Below are 15302 nucleotides of genomic sequence, written 5' to 3'. Positions count from 1 at the left end.
CCGACAGGCATTGCGGCCGGGCGCCGACTGCCCGCGCCTCGAGCCGCCTCCTACAGTGGCCGACTGTCCCGCCGACGCAAGGCAGCCGATGAGCGATGCTCCGATCCCGGTCCGACCGGCCCCGTTGCCGCAGATGTACCGCCATCTCTGGCGCCACGCCCAGGGCGTGCGCGCGCGGCTGGGCGCGGCGCTGGCGATGCAGACCGGCGCGCAGCTGCTCAAGCTCGCCTTGCCCTGGCTGGCGGCCAAGGCGATCGACACGCTGCAGACGCGCGGCGCCGCCGGGCTGGCCGACGCCGGGCTCTGGATCCTGGCCATCGTCGCCACCAGCCTGGCGCTGTGGGCGCTGCACGGGCCGGCACGCGTGCTGGAGCGTTCGGTCGCGGTGCGCGTGCGCGCCAGCGTCGCCGACGGCATGTACACCCAGCTCGTGCATGCGCCGCTGGCCTGGCACGAGCGCCATCACTCGGGCGATCTGCAGCACCGCGTCGCGATGACCGGCACCGCGCTCTACGACTTCACGCAGAGCCAGTTCATCTATTTGCAGAACGTGATCAACGTCGCCGGCCCGCTGGTGGCGCTGGCGCTGCTGTCGCGCCAGACCGGGGCGCTGGCGCTGGCCGGCTTCGTCGCCATCGGCACGGTGATCCTGCGTTTCGACCGCGCGCTGATGCGCCTGGCCGCCGACGAGAACCTGGCCGAACGCCGCTACGTCGCGCGGCTGCTGGACTTCGTCGGCAACATCTCGGCCGTCGCCAGCCTGCGGCTGCAGGAAGCGACGCGCACGATGCTGGCTTCGCGGCTGGCGGCGGTCTTCGTGCCGCTGCGGCGCAGCATCGTGCTGACCGAATGGAAGTGGTGCGCGGTCGATCTGCTCGGGCTGGGCCTGAGCTGGGGCCTGGTGGTGGCCTACGCGCTGTCGACGGCGTCGGGGGCCGGCGGCCCGCTGCTGATCGGCAGCCTGTTCATGGTCTACCAGTACGCGCAGCAGGCCTCGGGCGTGATGGGCTCGATCGCCGCCAACTACCAGAACCTGGCGCGCATGCGCACCCACTTCGCCAGCGGCGAGCTGATCCGCGAGGCGCCACCGCCGCGAGCCGAGGGCGCGGCACCGGACGCGCGCTGGCAGGCGATCGAGTTGCACGGCCTCGTCTTCCGGCATGCCGGCGCCTCGCGAGGCGGGCTGCACGGCGTCAGCCTGGCGTTGCGGCGCGGCGAGCGTGTCGCGCTGGTGGGGCCCAGCGGCTCGGGCAAGAGCACGCTGCTGCGCGTGCTGGCCGGGCTTTACGACGCCCAGGGCGGGCGCATCTCGATCGACGGCGTGGTTGAGCCCGGCCGCCGCCATCTCGCCGAACTGTCGACGCTGATCCCGCAGGAAGCCGAGATCTTCGAGGCGACGATGCTGGAGAACATCACGCTAGAACGCGCCGCGCCCGACACGGCACTGGCGCAGGCGGTGCACGCCAGCGCGCTGGACGAGGTGCTGCAGACGCTGCCACTCGGGCTGGCGACGCCGATGAGCGAACGCGGCTTCAACCTTTCCGGCGGCCAGCGCCAGCGGCTGGCGCTGGCGCGCGGCGTGCTGGCGGCACGCGACAGCTCGCTCTTGCTGCTCGACGAGCCGACCAGCGCCTTGGACGCGCTGACCGAGCAGCGTGTGCACCAGCGGCTGGCGGCGGCGTTTCCGGGCGCCTGCATCGTCTCGGCGGTGCACCGGATGTCGCTGCTGGCGCATTTCGACCGCGTCGTGTTCATGGTCGGCGGCGGTGTCGTCGACGTCGGCCGCGTCGACGAGTTGCAGGCCCGCCAGCCCTTGTTCGCGGCGATGCTGCTGGGCAGCGGGCACGAACCCGCGGCCACCGCCGCCGCTTGACGGCGGTCAACCCGGCATTCGGCGCCGGCTGCATCCTCCGGGCCCAGGGACGCGACGGGCCGGGCTCGCCGCGACGGGTTCGATGATTGCCTGGGGCCGAAGATGGAAGACCGCCACGACCTGCAACGTTTCGTCGACGCGCAGGATCCGGTCATGGACCGCGTGCTCGCCGAGATCGGCGCCGGCCGCAAGACGACGCACTGGATGTGGTTCATCTTCCCGCAGCTCGCGAGCCTGGGGCGCAGTTCGACCGCGCGCCTGTACGGGCTGCACGGGCGCGAGGAGGCGCTGGCCTACTGGCAGCACCCGGTGCTGGGGCCGCGGCTGCGGCAGTGCTGCGAACGGCTGCTGGAGGTGCCCGGCCACGCGTCGGCGCTGCAGATCTTCGGCAGCCCCGACGACCTGAAGCTGCGTTCGTCGCTGACGCTGTTCGCCGCCGTCGCGCCCGAGGAGCCGGTGTTCCGGCGCCTGCTCGAGCGCTTCTACGACGGCCACCCGGACCCGCTCACCGCCGGCCAGCTCTGAAGCCTACGGGTGCACGGTTTGCCGGCACGCACTCCCCGACCGAGGAGAGCGCGATGACCCCGAACGACACCGACGACACGCGCCGCCAGCGCGACGAACTGCTCGAAGCCCAGCGCCGCGCCCACGCCGGCCAGCCGCGCCAGGTGCAGGACGAGGCGATCGAGGACAAGCAGGTACGCATCGAGCCCGACGGCACCGGGCCGAGTTCGACCGGCACGCTGGACACGCCGGCCGATCAGGCCGACGGGTCGGGCTCGCCGCCGCGCTGAACCGCGCCGCGCTTGAAGCGCCGCAGGCCGTCGCGGCCGCTGGCGGCGCGCCACAGCAAGGCCGTGCCGGCGGCCAGCACCAGCACCCGCGCCAGCGTCGAGGAGGTTCGTGGGGCCTGGCGCAGCAGCACCAGGCCGGCCCCCAGCGTCGCCAGGTGCTCGCCGGGCAGGCTGGCACGTCGCTCGTCGAACTCGCGCACGGCCTGCCAGGCGCCGACGACACGGTGGGGAATCTGGGCCATCTCGTGCTCCGGCTCGCGCCGGCACATGCCGGCAGGCCGAGGCGGCAAGTCGCGCACCTGCCGGGGGCGCAGCCCGGATTACCAGGGCAGCGGCGCCGCTTCGCCGTTGGCGTGTTCGCCGTAGTACAGCGACGGCAGGAAACGCGACAGGTAGCTGAACTCGGTGTAGCAGTGGCGCAGCAGCGCGAGGCCGAGCGCATCGGGCAGTTCACGCGCCGGGTCGGCGCTGGAGCGACCGAGCAGGAAACGGCTGCGCAGCACGCAGCCGAAAGGCGTGTCGCGCGCCAGGTGCACCATCTCGCCGTCCAGCGGGTCGCCGTGGACGTCGAGCTGCACATGCTCGCCGAAGCCGATTCGCGCATAGACCGCGGCCGAGGCGCGTTTCTCGGCAAAAGCCTTTTCCAGCTGCGCCGGGTCGAACAGCTCGCGCGGGTCGTGGAACTTGAGCTTGGCCGTTACCGGCGGGATGTCAGCGAGCGACTCGACGGCTTCGATGGACGCGCCGATGTAGTTCTCGCCCTTCTTCCAGCGCGCGTCCCAGCCGTGGTGGGAGACGTGGTCGTGCGGGTGCCAACACTTGATGTGCTGCGTGGTCTCGAAGAACTTGAACCACCAGTCCAGCATGCGGCCGCTGCAGCCGTGCATGTCGGTGCGGCAGGCGACCACCAGGCAGCCGCTGGGCAGGCGGGAGATGCCGGTCTCCAGCCGCAGCGGCGTGATCTGCAGCAGGTCGTCGATGTGAGAGATGTCGGGTTCGAAGGCGCGGTCGTTCATGGCGTGTCCGTTGTCGGTCGGTGAGGAAGCGCCATCGTACATTAAAGAAACGCAACACGTTTCTTTAATGACGGATAATCGTGCACCGCCCACGATCCGAAGCCCGATGCCCGCCGACCTCACGCCCGCACCCGCCCGGCCACGCGGGCGCCCTGCCCGTCCCGAACACGAGGCCCACGAGGCCGCGGTCGAAGCCGCCACCTGGCTGCTGCTGCACGAGGGTTATGCGGCGGCGACGATGGAAGCCGTGGCGAAACGCGCCGGGCTGGCGAAGAAGACGCTGTACCGCCTGGCGGCCAACCGCGAGGAACTGGTGGCGCTGGTCGTGCGCAGCTGGACCGATGCGTTCCGCCCGGCGATGGCGGCCGACGTGCGCTCTGCCGCGGAGCTGCAGCCGGCGCTGGCGGCGATCCTGCGGCAGGTGGCCGAGCGTGTGCTGTCGGCCGACGCGGTCGGGCTGTTCCGCCTGCTGAGCACCGACTTCCCGGCCAAGCCGGACCTGCTGGAGGTCTACCAGCGCAACGGCATCGAACGCGGCCGCGCGATGCTGGCGGACTGGCTGCGGCGCCAGTGCGCCAAAGGCTTGCTGAAGGTCGAGGAGCCGGAGCTCGTCTGCGACCTGCTGCTGTCGATGGTGATCGCCGAACCGCTGAGGCAGATGGCCCTGGGCCTGACGCCGCCGGTGCCGGCGTGGGATCCGGGGCCGCGCATCGAGCAGGCGCTGCGGCTGCTGGCCGGCGAGGCTTGCAAGTGGTCGCCGCGGCCCTGAAAAGACAAACGGCACCTTGCGGTGCCGTGTGCTGCCTGAATGGCGTCCCCTAGGGGATTCGAACCCCTGTTACAACCGTGAAAGGGTCGTGTCCTAGGCCTCTAGACGAAGGGGACAGGACTTTGCGTCGTCTCGTGCGAAACCGATTCTCCCGACGCGGAAAACCGGTCTTGAAAAGACAAACGACACCTTGCGGTGCCGTTTGCTGTTTGGCGTCCCCTAGGGGATTCGAACCCCTGTTACAACCGTGAAAGGGTCGTGTCCTAGGCCTCTAGACGAAGGGGACTGAAATCCTTCGCATCTTTGAACGGCGCCGCTGACTGTTGGTGGAGGTAAGCGGGATCGAACCGCTGACCTCTTGCATGCCATGCAAGCGCTCTCCCAGCTGAGCTATACCCCCTTCGAGGAACAGACGTTGCCGTTCAAGCGAGACCAAGAGTATAGAACGTCTTTCAGGTGGATTGCAAGCGTTCGATAACAATTTTTCGATCGAACAGTGCGAGCACCGCGTCGATCGACGGCGTTTGCGGCCGGCCGCAGACCAGAACGCGCAGCGCCGGCGCCAGTTGCGGCATCTTCAGGCCGAACTCGCCCAGCGCCTGCTTCATCGCCGCGGCGATCGTCGCCTTGTCCCATTCCAGGGTTTCGAAGCGCTCGCGCAGCGCGCGGATCGCCGGCTTCACGGCCTCGCCGACGTGGGCCTGCAGGTCCTCGTCGCGCGGCGTGATCGGCACGTAGAGCATCTCGGCCCAGTCGGCGAGTTCGACGACCGTCGTGCAGCGGTCCTTGAACAGCGCCGCGGCGCGCGTCAGCTGGTCCAGGTCGCCCACCGCGACGCCGCGCGACGCGAGCTGCTGCTGCACCAGGCCCGCCAGGCGCGCGTCGTCGGCCGCCTTCATGTAGTGGGCGTTGACCCAGGCCAGCTTGGCCGGATCCCACTGCGCCGGGCTCTTGGCGAGGTGGCTGCCGTCGAACCAGCGCACCATCTGGTCGCGCAGGAACAGTTCCTCGTCGCCGTGGCTCCAGCCCAGGCGCGCGAGGTAGTTCAGCATCGCCTCGGGCAGGTAGCCGGCTTCCTGGTAGGCGGTGACGCTGACCGCGCCCCGGCGCTTGGACAGCTTCAGCCCGTCTTCGCCGAGGATGATCGGGCAGTGGCCGAAACGCGGCAGCGGCGCGCCCAGCGCGCGGAAGATGTTGATCTGCCAGGGCGTGTTGTTGATGTGCTCGTCGCCGCGGAAGACGTGGGTGATCTTCATGTCCCAGTCGTCGATCACCACCGCGAAGTTGTAGGTCGGCATGCCGTCCGGGCGCAGGATGATCAGGTCGTCGATCTCGGTGTTGGAGATCATGATCGGGCCCTTGACCAGGTCGTCCCAGGCGACCATGCCCTGCGGCGGGTTGCGGAAGCGCACCACCGGCTTCACGCCCTCGGGCACCGGCGGCAGCACCTTGCCCGGCTCGGGGCGCCAGCGGCCGTCGTAGCGCGTCTTCTCGCCGCGTGCGCGCTGCTCCTCGCGCATCGCGTCCAGTTCCTCGGGCGTGCAATAACACTTGTAGGCCGTGCCCTCGGCGAGCATCTGCTCGATGACGGCGTGGTAACGCTCCAGGCGCTGCGTCTGATAGAACGGGCCTTCGTCGTATTCCAGGCCCAGCCACTTCATCGCGTCGAGGATCTGGTCGACCGATTCCTGCGTCGAGCGCTGGACGTCGGTGTCCTCGATGCGCAGCACGAACTGGCCGCCGAAGTGTCGGGCGTAGGCCCAGGAATACAGCGCGGTGCGCGCGGTGCCCAGGTGCAGGAAACCCGTCGGCGACGGGGCAATGCGGGTGCGGACGTTCATGCCAGTTTCAGTTGATCCAGGCCGCGCGCGAGGTCGGCCTTCAGGTCTTCGATGTCTTCGAGGCCGACCGCGACACGGATCATGCCCTGGGTGATGCCGGCGGCCTGGCGCTGATCCTCGCTCAAGCGCCCGTGCGAGGTGCTCGCCGGGTGCGTGATCGTGGTCTTGGTGTCGCCCAGGTTGGAAGTGATCGAGCAGATGCGCGTGGCGTCGATGACGGCGAAGGCGCCGGCGCGCTCGCCGCGTGCGATGAAGGAGACGACGGCGCCGCCGCAGCCGTCTTGCTGGGCCATCGCCAGCGCGTGCTGCGGGTGCGATTCGAGCCCCGGGTGGTAGACGCGTTCGACGGCCGGGTGCGCCTCGAGCCAGCGCGCCAGCGCCAGCGCCCGTTCGCTCTGCGCCTTCAGCCGGATCGACAGCGTCTCCAGGCCCTTCAGCACGACCCAGGCGTTGAACGGCGACAACGCCATGCCGGCGCTGCGCATCACCGGCACCAGCTGGCCGTCGATCGCCTCGGCCGGGCCGCAGACGGCGCCGGCGACGACACGCCCCTGGCCGTCGAGGAACTTGGTGCCCGAGTGCACGACGAAGTCGGCGCCGAACTCGACCGGGCGCTGCAGCGCCGGCGTGCAGAAGCAGTTGTCGACGGCCAGCTTGGCGCCGCCGGCATGCGCGATCTCGGCCAGCGCGCGGATGTCGCAGGTCTCGGTCAGCGGGTTGCTCGGCGTCTCGGCGAACAGCAGCTTGGTGTTCGGGCGCATCGCGTCGCGCCACTGGGCGACCTCGGTCTGCGAGACGAACGTGGTCTCGATGCCGAACTTGGCGAAGTCCTGGAACAGCTTGATCGTCGAGCCGAAGACGCTGCGCGAGCAGACGACGTGGTCGCCGCCCTTCAGCAGCCCCAGCACCAGCAGCAGGATCGCCGACATGCCGCTGGCGGTGCCGATGCAGCCGCTCGTGCCTTCCAGCGCCGCCAGCCGGCGCTCCATCATCGTCACCGTCGGGTTGGAGAAGCGGCTGTAGACGAAAGCCTCTTCCTCGTTGGCGAAACGGCGCGCAGCGGTCTCGGCGTCGGGGTGCACGAAGCTGCTGGTGATGAACAGCGCCTCGGAGTTCTCGCCCCATTCGGTGCGGGGCAGGCCCTCGCGCACGGCCAGCGTGTCGCGGCGCGCGTCGGCGGGCAGATCGGTCTTGCGGATCATCGGATCATTCCTCGGCGCTCTGCAGCGCCAGACGAGAGCGGGCCGGGCCGTCCTCTTCGTCGAACTGCAGCTTGCGCTGCGTCTCGATGGCATGGAAGTCGGCGGCACTGACGTCGCCGGTGACGTAGACGCCGTCGAAGCAGCTAGCCTCGAAACCCTGCACGTTCGGGTTGAGCGCGCCGACGACGCGCTTCATCGCGTCGACGTCCTGGTAGATCAGCGCGTCGGCGCCGATGAACTCGCGGATCTGCTCGATGCTGCGGCCGTGCGCGATCAGCTCTTCCTTGGTCGGCATGTCGATGCCGTACACGTTGGGGAAGCGCACCGGCGGCGCGGCGCTGGCCATGTAGACGCGACGGGCACCGGCCTCGCGCGCCATCTGCACGATCTCCTTGCTCGTCGTGCCGCGCACGATGGAGTCGTCGACCAGCAGCACGTTGCGGCCCTTGAACTCGACGCCGATCGCGTTGAGCTTCTGGCGCACGCTTTTCTTGCGCACCGACTGGCCCGGCATGATGAAGGTGCGGCCGACGTAGCGGTTCTTGACGAAGCCTTCGCGGTACGGCTTGCCGATCTTGTGCGCCAGCTGCATCGCGCTCGGGCGGCTGGACTCCGGGATCGGGATCACGACGTCGATCTCGCTCGGCGGCATCGTCGAGATCAGGCGCTGGGCCAGCGTCTCGCCGAGGTTCAGCCGCGCCTGGTAGACCGAGATGCCGTCCATCACCGAGTCCGGCCGCGCGAGGTAGACGTACTCGAAGATGCAGGGGTTCAGCCGCGGCGCCTCGGCGCACTGGCGGGTGTGGGTCTGGCCGGCCTCGTCGATGAAGACCGCCTCGCCCGGCGCGATGTCGCGCACGAAGCGGAAGCCGCTGCCCTCGATGGCCACCGACTCGCTGGCGAGCATCGTCTCGCCTTCGGGGCCGACGCCCAGGCACAGCGGGCGGATGCCGTGCGGGTCGCGGAAGGCCAGCAGGCCGTAGCCGGCGACCAGCGCGATGACGGCGTAGGAGCCGCGCACGCGCTTGTGCACCGCGGCGACGGCGGTGAAGATCTCCTGCGGCGTCAGCGGCAGGCCGGTGGCGGCCTTGTCGAGCTCGTGCGCCAGCACGTTGATCAGCACCTCGGTGTCGCTCTCGGTGTTGATGTGGCGGCGGTCGACGTCGAACAGCTCCTGCTTCAGCGCGTGGGCGTTGGTCAGGTTGCCGTTGTGCACCAGCACGACGCCGAACGGCGCGTTGACGTAGAAGGGCTGCGCCTCTTCCTCGCTGTAGGCGTTGCCGGCGGTCGGGTAGCGCACCTGGCCCAGGCCGACGTTGCCCGGCAGCGCGCGCATGTTGCGGGTGCGGAAGACGTCGCGCACCATGCCGCGCGCCTTGTGCATGAAGCACTTCGTGCCCTGCATCGTGACGATGCCCGCGGCGTCCTGGCCGCGGTGCTGCAGCAGCAGCAGCGCGTCGTAGATCAGCTGGTTGACGGGCGTCTTCGCGATGACGCCGACGATGCCGCACATGGGAGTTCCTTTCAGGCCGGCAGGTGCCGGGCCAGATCGACCGGCAGCACGGGCTTGAGCCCCTGCATGGCGGTATTGAGCCACACGGCGCCGTGCGACTGGCGCCACGACGACGATTGCGCCACCGGCGTGAGGGCGACGACGGTCGCCAGCGCCAGCAGCAGGACGGTGCCGCGCAGCAGGCCGAAGCCGGCGCCGAGCGCGCGGTCGGCCGGCGACAGCGGGGTCGCGTGCACGATCAGGCGCACCAGGCGCGACAGCAGCGACCACACGACGAGCGCGGCGACGAAGGTGAGCACGAAAGCCGCGGCGTGGTTCAGCGCGCCGCCCGGCGTGCCGACCGGCAGATGGCGCGCCAGATCGGCGGCGAACCACTGCGCCGAGAACCAGGCGACGATCCAGCCGGCGAGCGACATGGCCTCGAAGACGAAACCGCGCACCAGACCGATGACGGTGGACACCGCGAGCACGGCCAGCAGCGTCCAGTCGACCCAGCCCAGCGCGGCCATCACAGCGTCAGCACCGCCGCCGGCAGGCCGGCGGCCTTCAGCTTGGCGGCGGCGCGGTCGGCGGCGTCGCGGCTGTCGAAGGGGCCGACGCGCAGCCGGGTGCGCTTGCCGGCGCTGGTCTCGACGACCTGGGTGTAGCTCTTGAGCCCGCTCCTGTCGGCACGCGAGCGCGCCTGGTTCAGCGCCGCAGCGTCGGCGAAGGCGCCGATCTGGACGACGAAACGCGCTTCCTTGGGTGCCGCGGCGCCGTCGAGCAGCGCCTTGGCGCGCTCGGCGTCGGCCTTGGCGTGGGCCGCCTTGGGCTGCACCGCCGAGGCCGGCTTGGCGATCGTCGCTGCGGCGTCGGGCTTGACCGTCGGCGCCGAGGCCGGCTTGGCCGGCGCGGGGGCCGAGGCCACCGGCGCGGCCGGCTTCGTCGGCTCCGGCACCACGGCCTTGGGTTCGGGCGCGGCGGGCTTGGGGTCCGGCGCGGGAGCCGGCGGCGTCTCGGCCTTGGGCTGCGGCGCCGGGGCGGGCGCGGCCGCCGGCGCTGACGACGGTTCCTCGTCGACCGGCGCGTCGGCGACGACGACACCGCTGGCGCGCGCGCTGCGCGGCGGCAGCGAGGCGCCGGACGCCGATGCGCCGTTCAGCGCGATCGGCACGTCGACCGAGAACGGGCGCGGCTGGGTGTCGAAGACCAGCGGGAAGCCGATGACGCCGGCGACCAGCAGCACCGCAGCGCCGATCAGGCGGCGGCGGGCGCGGGTGCGCGCGGCCTGGACGTCGGCGCCGTCGTCGGCGGGCGCGGCGCTGCGGCGCTCGCGGGCGGGGGAAGGAGAACGCTTCAGAAACGAAGGCAGGGGCATCGGGTGTCAGCCGGCGTGCGGCGCCGACAGCCGCGGCAGGCCGTCGCGCAGGATGCCGCCCACGGTGTAGAACGATCCGAAGACGACGATTCTATCGGTTGGGTCGGACGCGGCGAGCGCGGCCTGCAAGGCCTCGGTCGGCGTGGCGTGGCGATGCACCGGCGTCGTGTCGCCGAGCACGGCGGCGAGCTCGTCGGGCGTCGCGGCGCGCGCCGTCGGCAGCGTGCAGACGTGCCACGCGTCGATCAGCGGCCGGATCTTCGCCAGCGCGCCGGCGATGTCCTTGTCGCGCATCGCGCCGAAGACCGCCCGGGTACGCGGGTAGAAACCCATCGCGTCGAGGTTGAGCGCCAGCGCGGCCACCGACTGCGGGTTGTGCGCGACGTCCAGCACCAGCGCCGGCTGCCCCGGCACGACCTGGAAACGCCCCGGCAGGTCGACCAGCGCCAGCCCGGTGCGCACCGCCTGGGCGGTGATCGGCAGGCGTTCGCGCAGGCTCTCGAAGGCCGCCAGCGCCGCCGAGGCGTTGAGCAGCTGGTTGGCGCCGCGCAGCGCCGGGAAGGCCAGGCCGTTGTAGCGCCGGCCGCGGCCGGCCCAGTTCCACTGCTGGCGGTCGCCGTCGTGGCGGAAGTCGCGCCCCGCCAGCCAGAGGTCGGCACCGATCTCGCGGGCGTGGTCGACGGCGCTGGCCGGCGGCAGCGGGTCGCCGACGATCGCCGGGCGGCCGGTGCGCATCACGTGCGCCTTCTCGAAGCCGATGCTCTCGCGGTCGGGGCCGAGGAACTCGGTGTGGTCCAGGTCGATGCTGGTGATGACCGAGCAGTCGGCGTCGAAGGCGTTGACGGCGTCGTAGCGCCCGCCAAGGCCGACTTCGAGGATCACCAGATCCAGCGGCGCCTGCGCCAGCAGCCGGGCGATGGCCAGCGTCGTGAACTCGAACTTGGTCAGCGTGATGTCGCCGCGCGCCTGCTCGACGGCGTCGAAGTGCGGCAGCAGCGCGTCGGCGTCGACCGGCCGGCCGTCGACACGGCAGCGTTCGGTGAAGTGCACCAGTTCGGGCTTCTGGTAGAGGCCCACGCGGTAGCCGGCCTGCAGCGCGATCGATTCCAGCATCGCGCAGGTCGACCCCTTGCCGTTGGTGCCGGCGACGACGATCAGCGGCATCGTGAACTCGATGCCGAGCCGGCGGCGGACCTCGACGGTGCGCTCCAGCGACAGGTCCATCGAGATCGGGTGCATGCGCTCGCAGTGAGCGAGCCAGTCGTCCAGCGTGGCGGGCAAGGCGGTCATGGAAGCAAAACCGGGCCGCGAAGGGCCCGGTGTCCGGTCAGACGGATGGAAGCGGTCAGGCGACCGCGTCGGCGCTCTGGCGCTGCAGCTTGGCGAGCAATCGGGCGACGGTGGCGCGCATCTGGCGGCGGTCGCAGATCATGTCGAGCGCGCCCTTCTGCAGCAGGAACTCGCTGCGCTGGAAGCCCTCGGGCAGCTTCTCGCGCACCGTGTTCTCGATGACACGCGGGCCGGCGAAACCGATCAGCGCCTTCGGTTCGGCGATGACGACGTCGCCGACGAAAGCGAAGCTGGCCGACACGCCGCCCATCGTCGGGTCGGTCAGCACGCTGATGTAAGGCAGCTTGGCCTTGGCCAGCCGCGTCAGCGCGGCGTTGGTCTTGGCCATCTGCATCAGGCTCAGCAGGCCTTCCTGCATGCGCGCGCCGCCGGTGGCGGCGAAGCTGACGAAGGGCACCTTCTGCTCGATCGCCGCCTCGACGCCGCGCACGAAGCGCTCGCCGACCACCGAGCCCATCGAGCCGCCCATGAAGTCGAACTCGAAGCAGGCGGCGACGAGCGGCACGCTCATCACCGCGCCGCCCATGACGACCAGCGCGTCGGTCTCGCCGGTGGTCTCGAGCGCCGACTTCAGGCGCTCAGGGTACTTCTTGCTGTCCTTGAACTTCAGCGCGTCGACCGGTAGCACCTCCTGGCCGATCTCCCAGCGCCCTTCGGCGTCGAGGAAGTGGTCCAGGCGCTCGCGGGCACCGATGCGATGGTGGTGGCCGCACTTCGGGCAGACGTTGACGTTCTGCTCGAGGTCCGTCTTGTAGAGCACCGTCTCGCAGGACGGGCACTTGATCCACAACCCTTCGGGCACCGTGCGGCGCTCGCTCGGGTCGGTGGGCTGGATCTTCGGCGGCAGCAGCTTTTCCAACCAGCTCATCGGTTCACTCCTAGTTATGCGTCCAGCGCGGCGCGGATGCCGGCGATGAAGTCGCGCGCCGCGGCGGCCACGGCCTCGCGCGGCTGCTCGGCGAGCAGCTGCACCAGCCGCGAGCCGATGACGACCGCGTCGGCGACCTCCGCGACCGCGCGCGCCGTCGCGGCGTCGCGGATGCCGAAGCCGACGCCGACCGGCGTCTGAACCTGCGCGCGGATGCGCGGCAACATCGCCGCCACCGCCGCGGTGTCGAGGTGACCCGCGCCGGTGACGCCTTTCAGCGAGACATAGTACACATACCCGCTGGCCAGCCGTCCGACCTGGCGCATGCGCTCGTCGGTGGAGGTCGGCGCCAGCAGGAAGATCAGGTCCAGCTCCGCGGCCTTCAGGCGCGCGGCGAAGTCCTCGCACTCCTCGGGCGGGTAGTCGACGATCAGCACGCCGTCGACACCGGCGGCCGCCGCGTCGCGGATGAAGGCGCCGTCGCCGTGGCGGCCGTCGTAGCGCTCGACCGGGTTGGCGTAGCCCATCAGCACGACCGGCGTGTGCTGGTTGTGCTCGCGGAAGGCGCGCACCGCGGCGAAGACCTGGGCCAGGCCGATGCCGCGCGCCAGCGCGCGTTCGCCGGCCTGCTGGATCACCGGGCCGTCGGCCATCGGGTCGGAGAACGGCACGCCGAGCTCGATGACGTCGGCGCCGCCCTCGGCCAGCGCGGCCATGATCTCGGGCGTCGCGTCGGCGTACGGGTCGCCGGTGGTGACGTAGGGAATCAGCGCCTGGCGGCCGTCACGGGCCAGGGCCTCGAAGGTGGCGGCGATGCGGCTCATTGCTGGCCCCCCTTCACCGTCTGGCCGCGGCACGAGGGGCGGCAATAGAAGTCGGCACCGGACAGGTCGGCGACGGTGCCGATGTCCTTGTCGCCGCGGCCGGAGAGGTTGACCAGCAGGATCTGGTCGGGGCGCATCGTCGGCGCGATCTTCATCGCGTGGGCCAGTGCGTGGCTGGACTCCAGCGCCGGGATGATGCCCTCGGTGCGGCAGAGGTGGTGGAAGGCCTTCAGCGCCTCGTCGTCGGTGATGCCGACGTACTCGGCACGGCCGATGTCCTTCAGATACGCGTGCTCGGGGCCGACGCCGGGGTAGTCGAGGCCGGCCGAGATCGAGTGCGTCTCGGTGATCTGGCCGTTGTCGTCCTGCAGCAGATAGGTGCGGTTGCCGTGCAGCACGCCGGGCGAGCCGGCCGACAGCGACGCGGCGTGTTTGCCGGTCTCCAGGCCCTGCCCCGCGGCCTCGACGCCGATCAGCCGCGTGGCTTCGTGGCGGATGTACGGGTAGAAGATGCCCATCGCGTTGCTGCCGCCGCCGACGCAGGCGATCACCGCGTCGGGCTGGCGGCCGGCGAGTTCGGGCATCTGCTCCAGGCACTCGTCGCCGATGATGCGCTGGAAGTCGCGCACCATCGCCGGGTACGGCGCCGGGCCGGCCACCGTGCCGATGATGTAGAAGGTGTTCTCGACGTTGGTGACCCAGTCGCGCAGCGCCTCGTTGAGCGCGTCCTTCAGCGTCTTGCTGCCGCTTTCCACCGGCACGACCTTGGCGCCGAGCAGATGCATGCGGTAGACGTTGGGGCTCTGGCGCTTGACGTCCTCGCTGCCCATGTAGACCACGCACTCCAGGCCGTAGCGCGCGCAGATCGTCGCCGTGGCGACGCCGTGCTGGCCGGCGCCGGTCTCGGCGATCACGCGCGGCTTGCCCATGCGCCTGGCGAGCAGCGCCTGGCCGATGACGTTGTTGATCTTGTGCGCGCCGGTGTGGTTCAAGTCCTCGCGCTTCAGGTAGATCTGCGCGCCGCCGAGTTCGCGGCTGGTGCGCGCGGCGTGGTAGATCGGGCTCGGGCGGCCGACGAAGTGCTTCAGCTCGTAGCGATACTCGGCCACGAACTCGGGGTCCTCGCGGTAGCGGGCGTAGGCGTCCTGCAGTTCGTGCAGCGCGTGGGTCAGGGTTTCGGCGACGAAACTGCCGCCATAAGGCCCGAAATGCCCGCGGGCATCGGGCTGGTCGTAATTCAGCATGGTGAGGTGTCCTTCGATTCAGGCGGTGCGGGCATCGGCCTCGCGCACCGCTTGGCAGAACCGGCGCATCAGCGCGGCATCCTTGATGCCTTTGTCGCGCTCGACGCCGGAGCTGACGTCAACGGCCCAGGGCCGGACTCGAAGCACCCCATCGGTCACGTTGGCAGGATTCAACCCACCAGACAAAACGACCGGAACGGGCACGCTTGGTGGTATCAGTGACCAATCGAAGACCTTTCCGCTCCCGCCGTAAGCCTCGACATGCGTGTCGAGCAGCAGGCCCGTCGCGCCGGGATGGCGCCGGGCGAAGTCTAACAAATCGAACCCCGGCGCCATGCGCGCGGCGCGCAGCCAGGGGCGCCCGACGGCGGCGCACTGCTCGGGCGTCTCGTCGCCGTGGAACTGCACGAGCGCCTGCGGCACCAGGCGCACGGCGTGCGCGATCGTCTCCGGCGCGGCGTTGACGAACAGCAGCACCGGCGTCACGAAAGGCGGCAGCCGGCGCGCCAACTCGGCGGCGCGCTCGGGCGTCACCGCACGCGGACTCTTCGGGTAGAGCACGAAGCCCAGCGCGTCGGCGCCGGCCTCGACGGCGTCGGCCACGTCGGCCTCGCGCGTCAGGCCGCAGATCTTGATCCGGGTGCGGGACAT

Annotated in this window: 16 protein-coding genes and 3 tRNA genes; 4 read left to right on the top strand and 15 right to left on the bottom strand. The window is 70.6% G+C overall.

The genetic code is table 11. The annotated features are described in order from the left end of the window. Positions 1 to 133: 133 nt before the first annotated feature. The 3 genes from RGE_RS06215 to RGE_RS06205 all read left to right on the top strand — a co-directional run bounded on the left by RGE_RS06215 (position 134) and on the right by RGE_RS06205 (position 2667). A complete protein-coding gene (locus RGE_RS06215; protein ID WP_052310973.1) occupies positions 134 to 1873 on the top strand; it encodes an ABC transporter ATP-binding protein in 1740 nt (579 codons plus the stop codon). A gap of 102 nt (positions 1874 to 1975) precedes the next feature. Further along, positions 1976 to 2398 carry a DUF1810 domain-containing protein gene (locus RGE_RS06210; RefSeq protein WP_014427478.1) on the top strand — a complete coding sequence of 141 codons (423 nt, stop codon included), beginning with the start codon at positions 1976 to 1978 and terminating at the stop codon, positions 2396 to 2398. 53 nt (positions 2399 to 2451) lie between these two features. Continuing rightward, positions 2452 to 2667, top strand: a complete 216-nt coding sequence (locus tag RGE_RS06205) for a hypothetical protein (RefSeq protein WP_014427477.1) — start codon at positions 2452 to 2454, stop codon at positions 2665 to 2667. Here the strand turns inward: RGE_RS06205 and RGE_RS06200 are convergent. Together RGE_RS06200 and RGE_RS06195 are read right to left on the bottom strand one after the other, a co-directional pair. Next, positions 2634 to 2909, bottom strand: a complete 276-nt coding sequence (locus RGE_RS06200; RefSeq protein ID WP_052310972.1) for a hypothetical protein — start codon at positions 2907 to 2909, stop codon at positions 2634 to 2636. The two genes, RGE_RS06205 and RGE_RS06200, sit on opposite strands and share 34 nt — an antisense overlap. Before the next feature lie 78 nt (positions 2910 to 2987). Next, positions 2988 to 3683, bottom strand: a complete 696-nt coding sequence (locus tag RGE_RS06195) for a DAPG hydrolase family protein (protein ID WP_014427475.1) — start codon at positions 3681 to 3683, stop codon at positions 2988 to 2990. A 106-nt stretch (positions 3684 to 3789) separates the two neighbouring features. Here RGE_RS06195 and RGE_RS06190 point away from each other — a divergent pair, with 106 nt between their 5' ends. Further along, on the top strand, positions 3790 to 4452 hold the full coding sequence (locus tag RGE_RS06190) for a TetR/AcrR family transcriptional regulator (protein WP_014427474.1): 663 nt from the start codon (positions 3790 to 3792) through the stop codon (positions 4450 to 4452). Positions 4453 to 4492: 40 nt separating this feature from the next. On the opposite strand, the gene RGE_RS06185 is transcribed toward RGE_RS06190, so the two are convergent. The 13 genes from RGE_RS06185 to RGE_RS06125 form a co-directional block, all read right to left on the bottom strand. Then, positions 4493 to 4568: transfer RNA gene (locus RGE_RS06185), tRNA-Glu, on the bottom strand. A gap of 94 nt (positions 4569 to 4662) precedes the next feature. After that, positions 4663 to 4738: transfer RNA gene (locus RGE_RS06180), tRNA-Glu, on the bottom strand. Between the two features lie 38 nt (positions 4739 to 4776). Further along, a tRNA-Ala gene (locus RGE_RS06175) sits at positions 4777 to 4852 on the bottom strand. Positions 4853 to 4904: 52 nt separating this feature from the next. Then, positions 4905 to 6293, bottom strand: a complete 1389-nt coding sequence (gltX, locus tag RGE_RS06170) for a glutamate--tRNA ligase (RefSeq protein WP_014427473.1) — start codon at positions 6291 to 6293, stop codon at positions 4905 to 4907. Next, entirely contained in the window at positions 6290 to 7495 is a 1206-nt protein-coding gene (locus RGE_RS06165) for an O-succinylhomoserine sulfhydrylase (RefSeq protein WP_014427472.1), read from the bottom strand. Before RGE_RS06165 ends, gltX begins: the two co-directional genes overlap by 4 nt. Positions 7496 to 7499: 4 nt before the next feature. Next, positions 7500 to 9008 carry an amidophosphoribosyltransferase gene (gene purF / locus RGE_RS06160; protein WP_014427471.1) on the bottom strand — a complete coding sequence of 503 codons (1509 nt, stop codon included), beginning with the start codon at positions 9006 to 9008 and terminating at the stop codon, positions 7500 to 7502. A gap of 11 nt (positions 9009 to 9019) precedes the next feature. Beyond that, entirely contained in the window at positions 9020 to 9517 is a 498-nt protein-coding gene (locus RGE_RS06155; protein WP_014427470.1) for a CvpA family protein, read from the bottom strand. Beyond that, the gene (locus RGE_RS06150; RefSeq protein ID WP_014427469.1) at positions 9517 to 10365 is read right to left on the bottom strand and encodes an SPOR domain-containing protein; all 849 of its coding nucleotides are present in this window, start codon (positions 10363 to 10365) and stop codon (positions 9517 to 9519) included. The genes RGE_RS06155 and RGE_RS06150 overlap by 1 nt, the downstream gene beginning before the upstream one ends. A gap of 6 nt (positions 10366 to 10371) precedes the next feature. Next, positions 10372 to 11655, bottom strand: a complete 1284-nt coding sequence (folC, locus tag RGE_RS06145) for a bifunctional tetrahydrofolate synthase/dihydrofolate synthase (RefSeq protein WP_014427468.1) — start codon at positions 11653 to 11655, stop codon at positions 10372 to 10374. 55 nt (positions 11656 to 11710) lie between these two features. Then, positions 11711 to 12583: an acetyl-CoA carboxylase, carboxyltransferase subunit beta gene (accD, locus tag RGE_RS06140; RefSeq protein ID WP_014427467.1), complete on the bottom strand. Its 873-nt coding sequence runs from the start codon at positions 12581 to 12583 to the stop codon at positions 11711 to 11713. Between the two features lie 14 nt (positions 12584 to 12597). Beyond that, positions 12598 to 13407, bottom strand: coding sequence for a tryptophan synthase subunit alpha (gene trpA / locus RGE_RS06135; RefSeq protein ID WP_014427466.1), 810 nt, complete (start codon positions 13405 to 13407; stop codon positions 12598 to 12600). Beyond that, complete coding sequence (gene trpB / locus RGE_RS06130; protein ID WP_014427465.1) at positions 13404 to 14651, bottom strand: tryptophan synthase subunit beta; 1248 nt, start codon at positions 14649 to 14651, stop codon at positions 13404 to 13406. The genes trpA and trpB overlap by 4 nt, the downstream gene beginning before the upstream one ends. Before the next feature lie 18 nt (positions 14652 to 14669). After that, complete coding sequence (locus RGE_RS06125) at positions 14670 to 15302, bottom strand: phosphoribosylanthranilate isomerase (RefSeq protein ID WP_014427464.1); 633 nt, start codon at positions 15300 to 15302, stop codon at positions 14670 to 14672.

Source organism: Rubrivivax gelatinosus IL144 (genome assembly GCF_000284255.1).
GTDB classification, from domain to species: domain Bacteria; phylum Pseudomonadota; class Gammaproteobacteria; order Burkholderiales; family Burkholderiaceae_C; genus Rubrivivax; species Rubrivivax gelatinosus_A.
This window is presented reverse-complemented; position numbering and strand designations above follow the sequence as displayed.

Excerpts from the sequence above, each read along its gene's own strand:
- RGE_RS06215 (WP_052310973.1), top strand. The coding sequence starts at position 134 with ATGTACCGCCATCTCTGGCGCCACGCCCAGGGCGTGCGCGCGCGGCTG.
- RGE_RS06210 (WP_014427478.1), top strand. The coding sequence starts at position 1,976 with ATGGAAGACCGCCACGACCTGCAACGTTTCGTCGACGCGCAGGATCCG.
- RGE_RS06205 (WP_014427477.1), top strand. The coding sequence starts at position 2,452 with ATGACCCCGAACGACACCGACGACACGCGCCGCCAGCGCGACGAACTG.
- RGE_RS06200 (WP_052310972.1), bottom strand. The coding sequence starts at position 2,909 with ATGGCCCAGATTCCCCACCGTGTCGTCGGCGCCTGGCAGGCCGTGCGC.
- RGE_RS06195 (WP_014427475.1), bottom strand. The coding sequence starts at position 3,683 with ATGAACGACCGCGCCTTCGAACCCGACATCTCTCACATCGACGACCTG.
- RGE_RS06190 (WP_014427474.1), top strand. The coding sequence starts at position 3,790 with ATGCCCGCCGACCTCACGCCCGCACCCGCCCGGCCACGCGGGCGCCCT.
- gltX (WP_014427473.1), bottom strand. The coding sequence starts at position 6,293 with ATGAACGTCCGCACCCGCATTGCCCCGTCGCCGACGGGTTTCCTGCAC.
- RGE_RS06165 (WP_014427472.1), bottom strand. The coding sequence starts at position 7,495 with ATGATCCGCAAGACCGATCTGCCCGCCGACGCGCGCCGCGACACGCTG.
- purF (WP_014427471.1), bottom strand. The coding sequence starts at position 9,008 with ATGTGCGGCATCGTCGGCGTCATCGCGAAGACGCCCGTCAACCAGCTG.
- RGE_RS06155 (WP_014427470.1), bottom strand. The coding sequence starts at position 9,517 with ATGGCCGCGCTGGGCTGGGTCGACTGGACGCTGCTGGCCGTGCTCGCG.
- RGE_RS06150 (WP_014427469.1), bottom strand. The coding sequence starts at position 10,365 with ATGCCCCTGCCTTCGTTTCTGAAGCGTTCTCCTTCCCCCGCCCGCGAG.
- folC (WP_014427468.1), bottom strand. The coding sequence starts at position 11,655 with ATGACCGCCTTGCCCGCCACGCTGGACGACTGGCTCGCTCACTGCGAG.
- accD (WP_014427467.1), bottom strand. The coding sequence starts at position 12,583 with ATGAGCTGGTTGGAAAAGCTGCTGCCGCCGAAGATCCAGCCCACCGAC.
- trpA (WP_014427466.1), bottom strand. The coding sequence starts at position 13,407 with ATGAGCCGCATCGCCGCCACCTTCGAGGCCCTGGCCCGTGACGGCCGC.
- trpB (WP_014427465.1), bottom strand. The coding sequence starts at position 14,651 with ATGCTGAATTACGACCAGCCCGATGCCCGCGGGCATTTCGGGCCTTAT.
- RGE_RS06125 (WP_014427464.1), bottom strand. The coding sequence starts at position 15,302 with ATGTCCCGCACCCGGATCAAGATCTGCGGCCTGACGCGCGAGGCCGAC.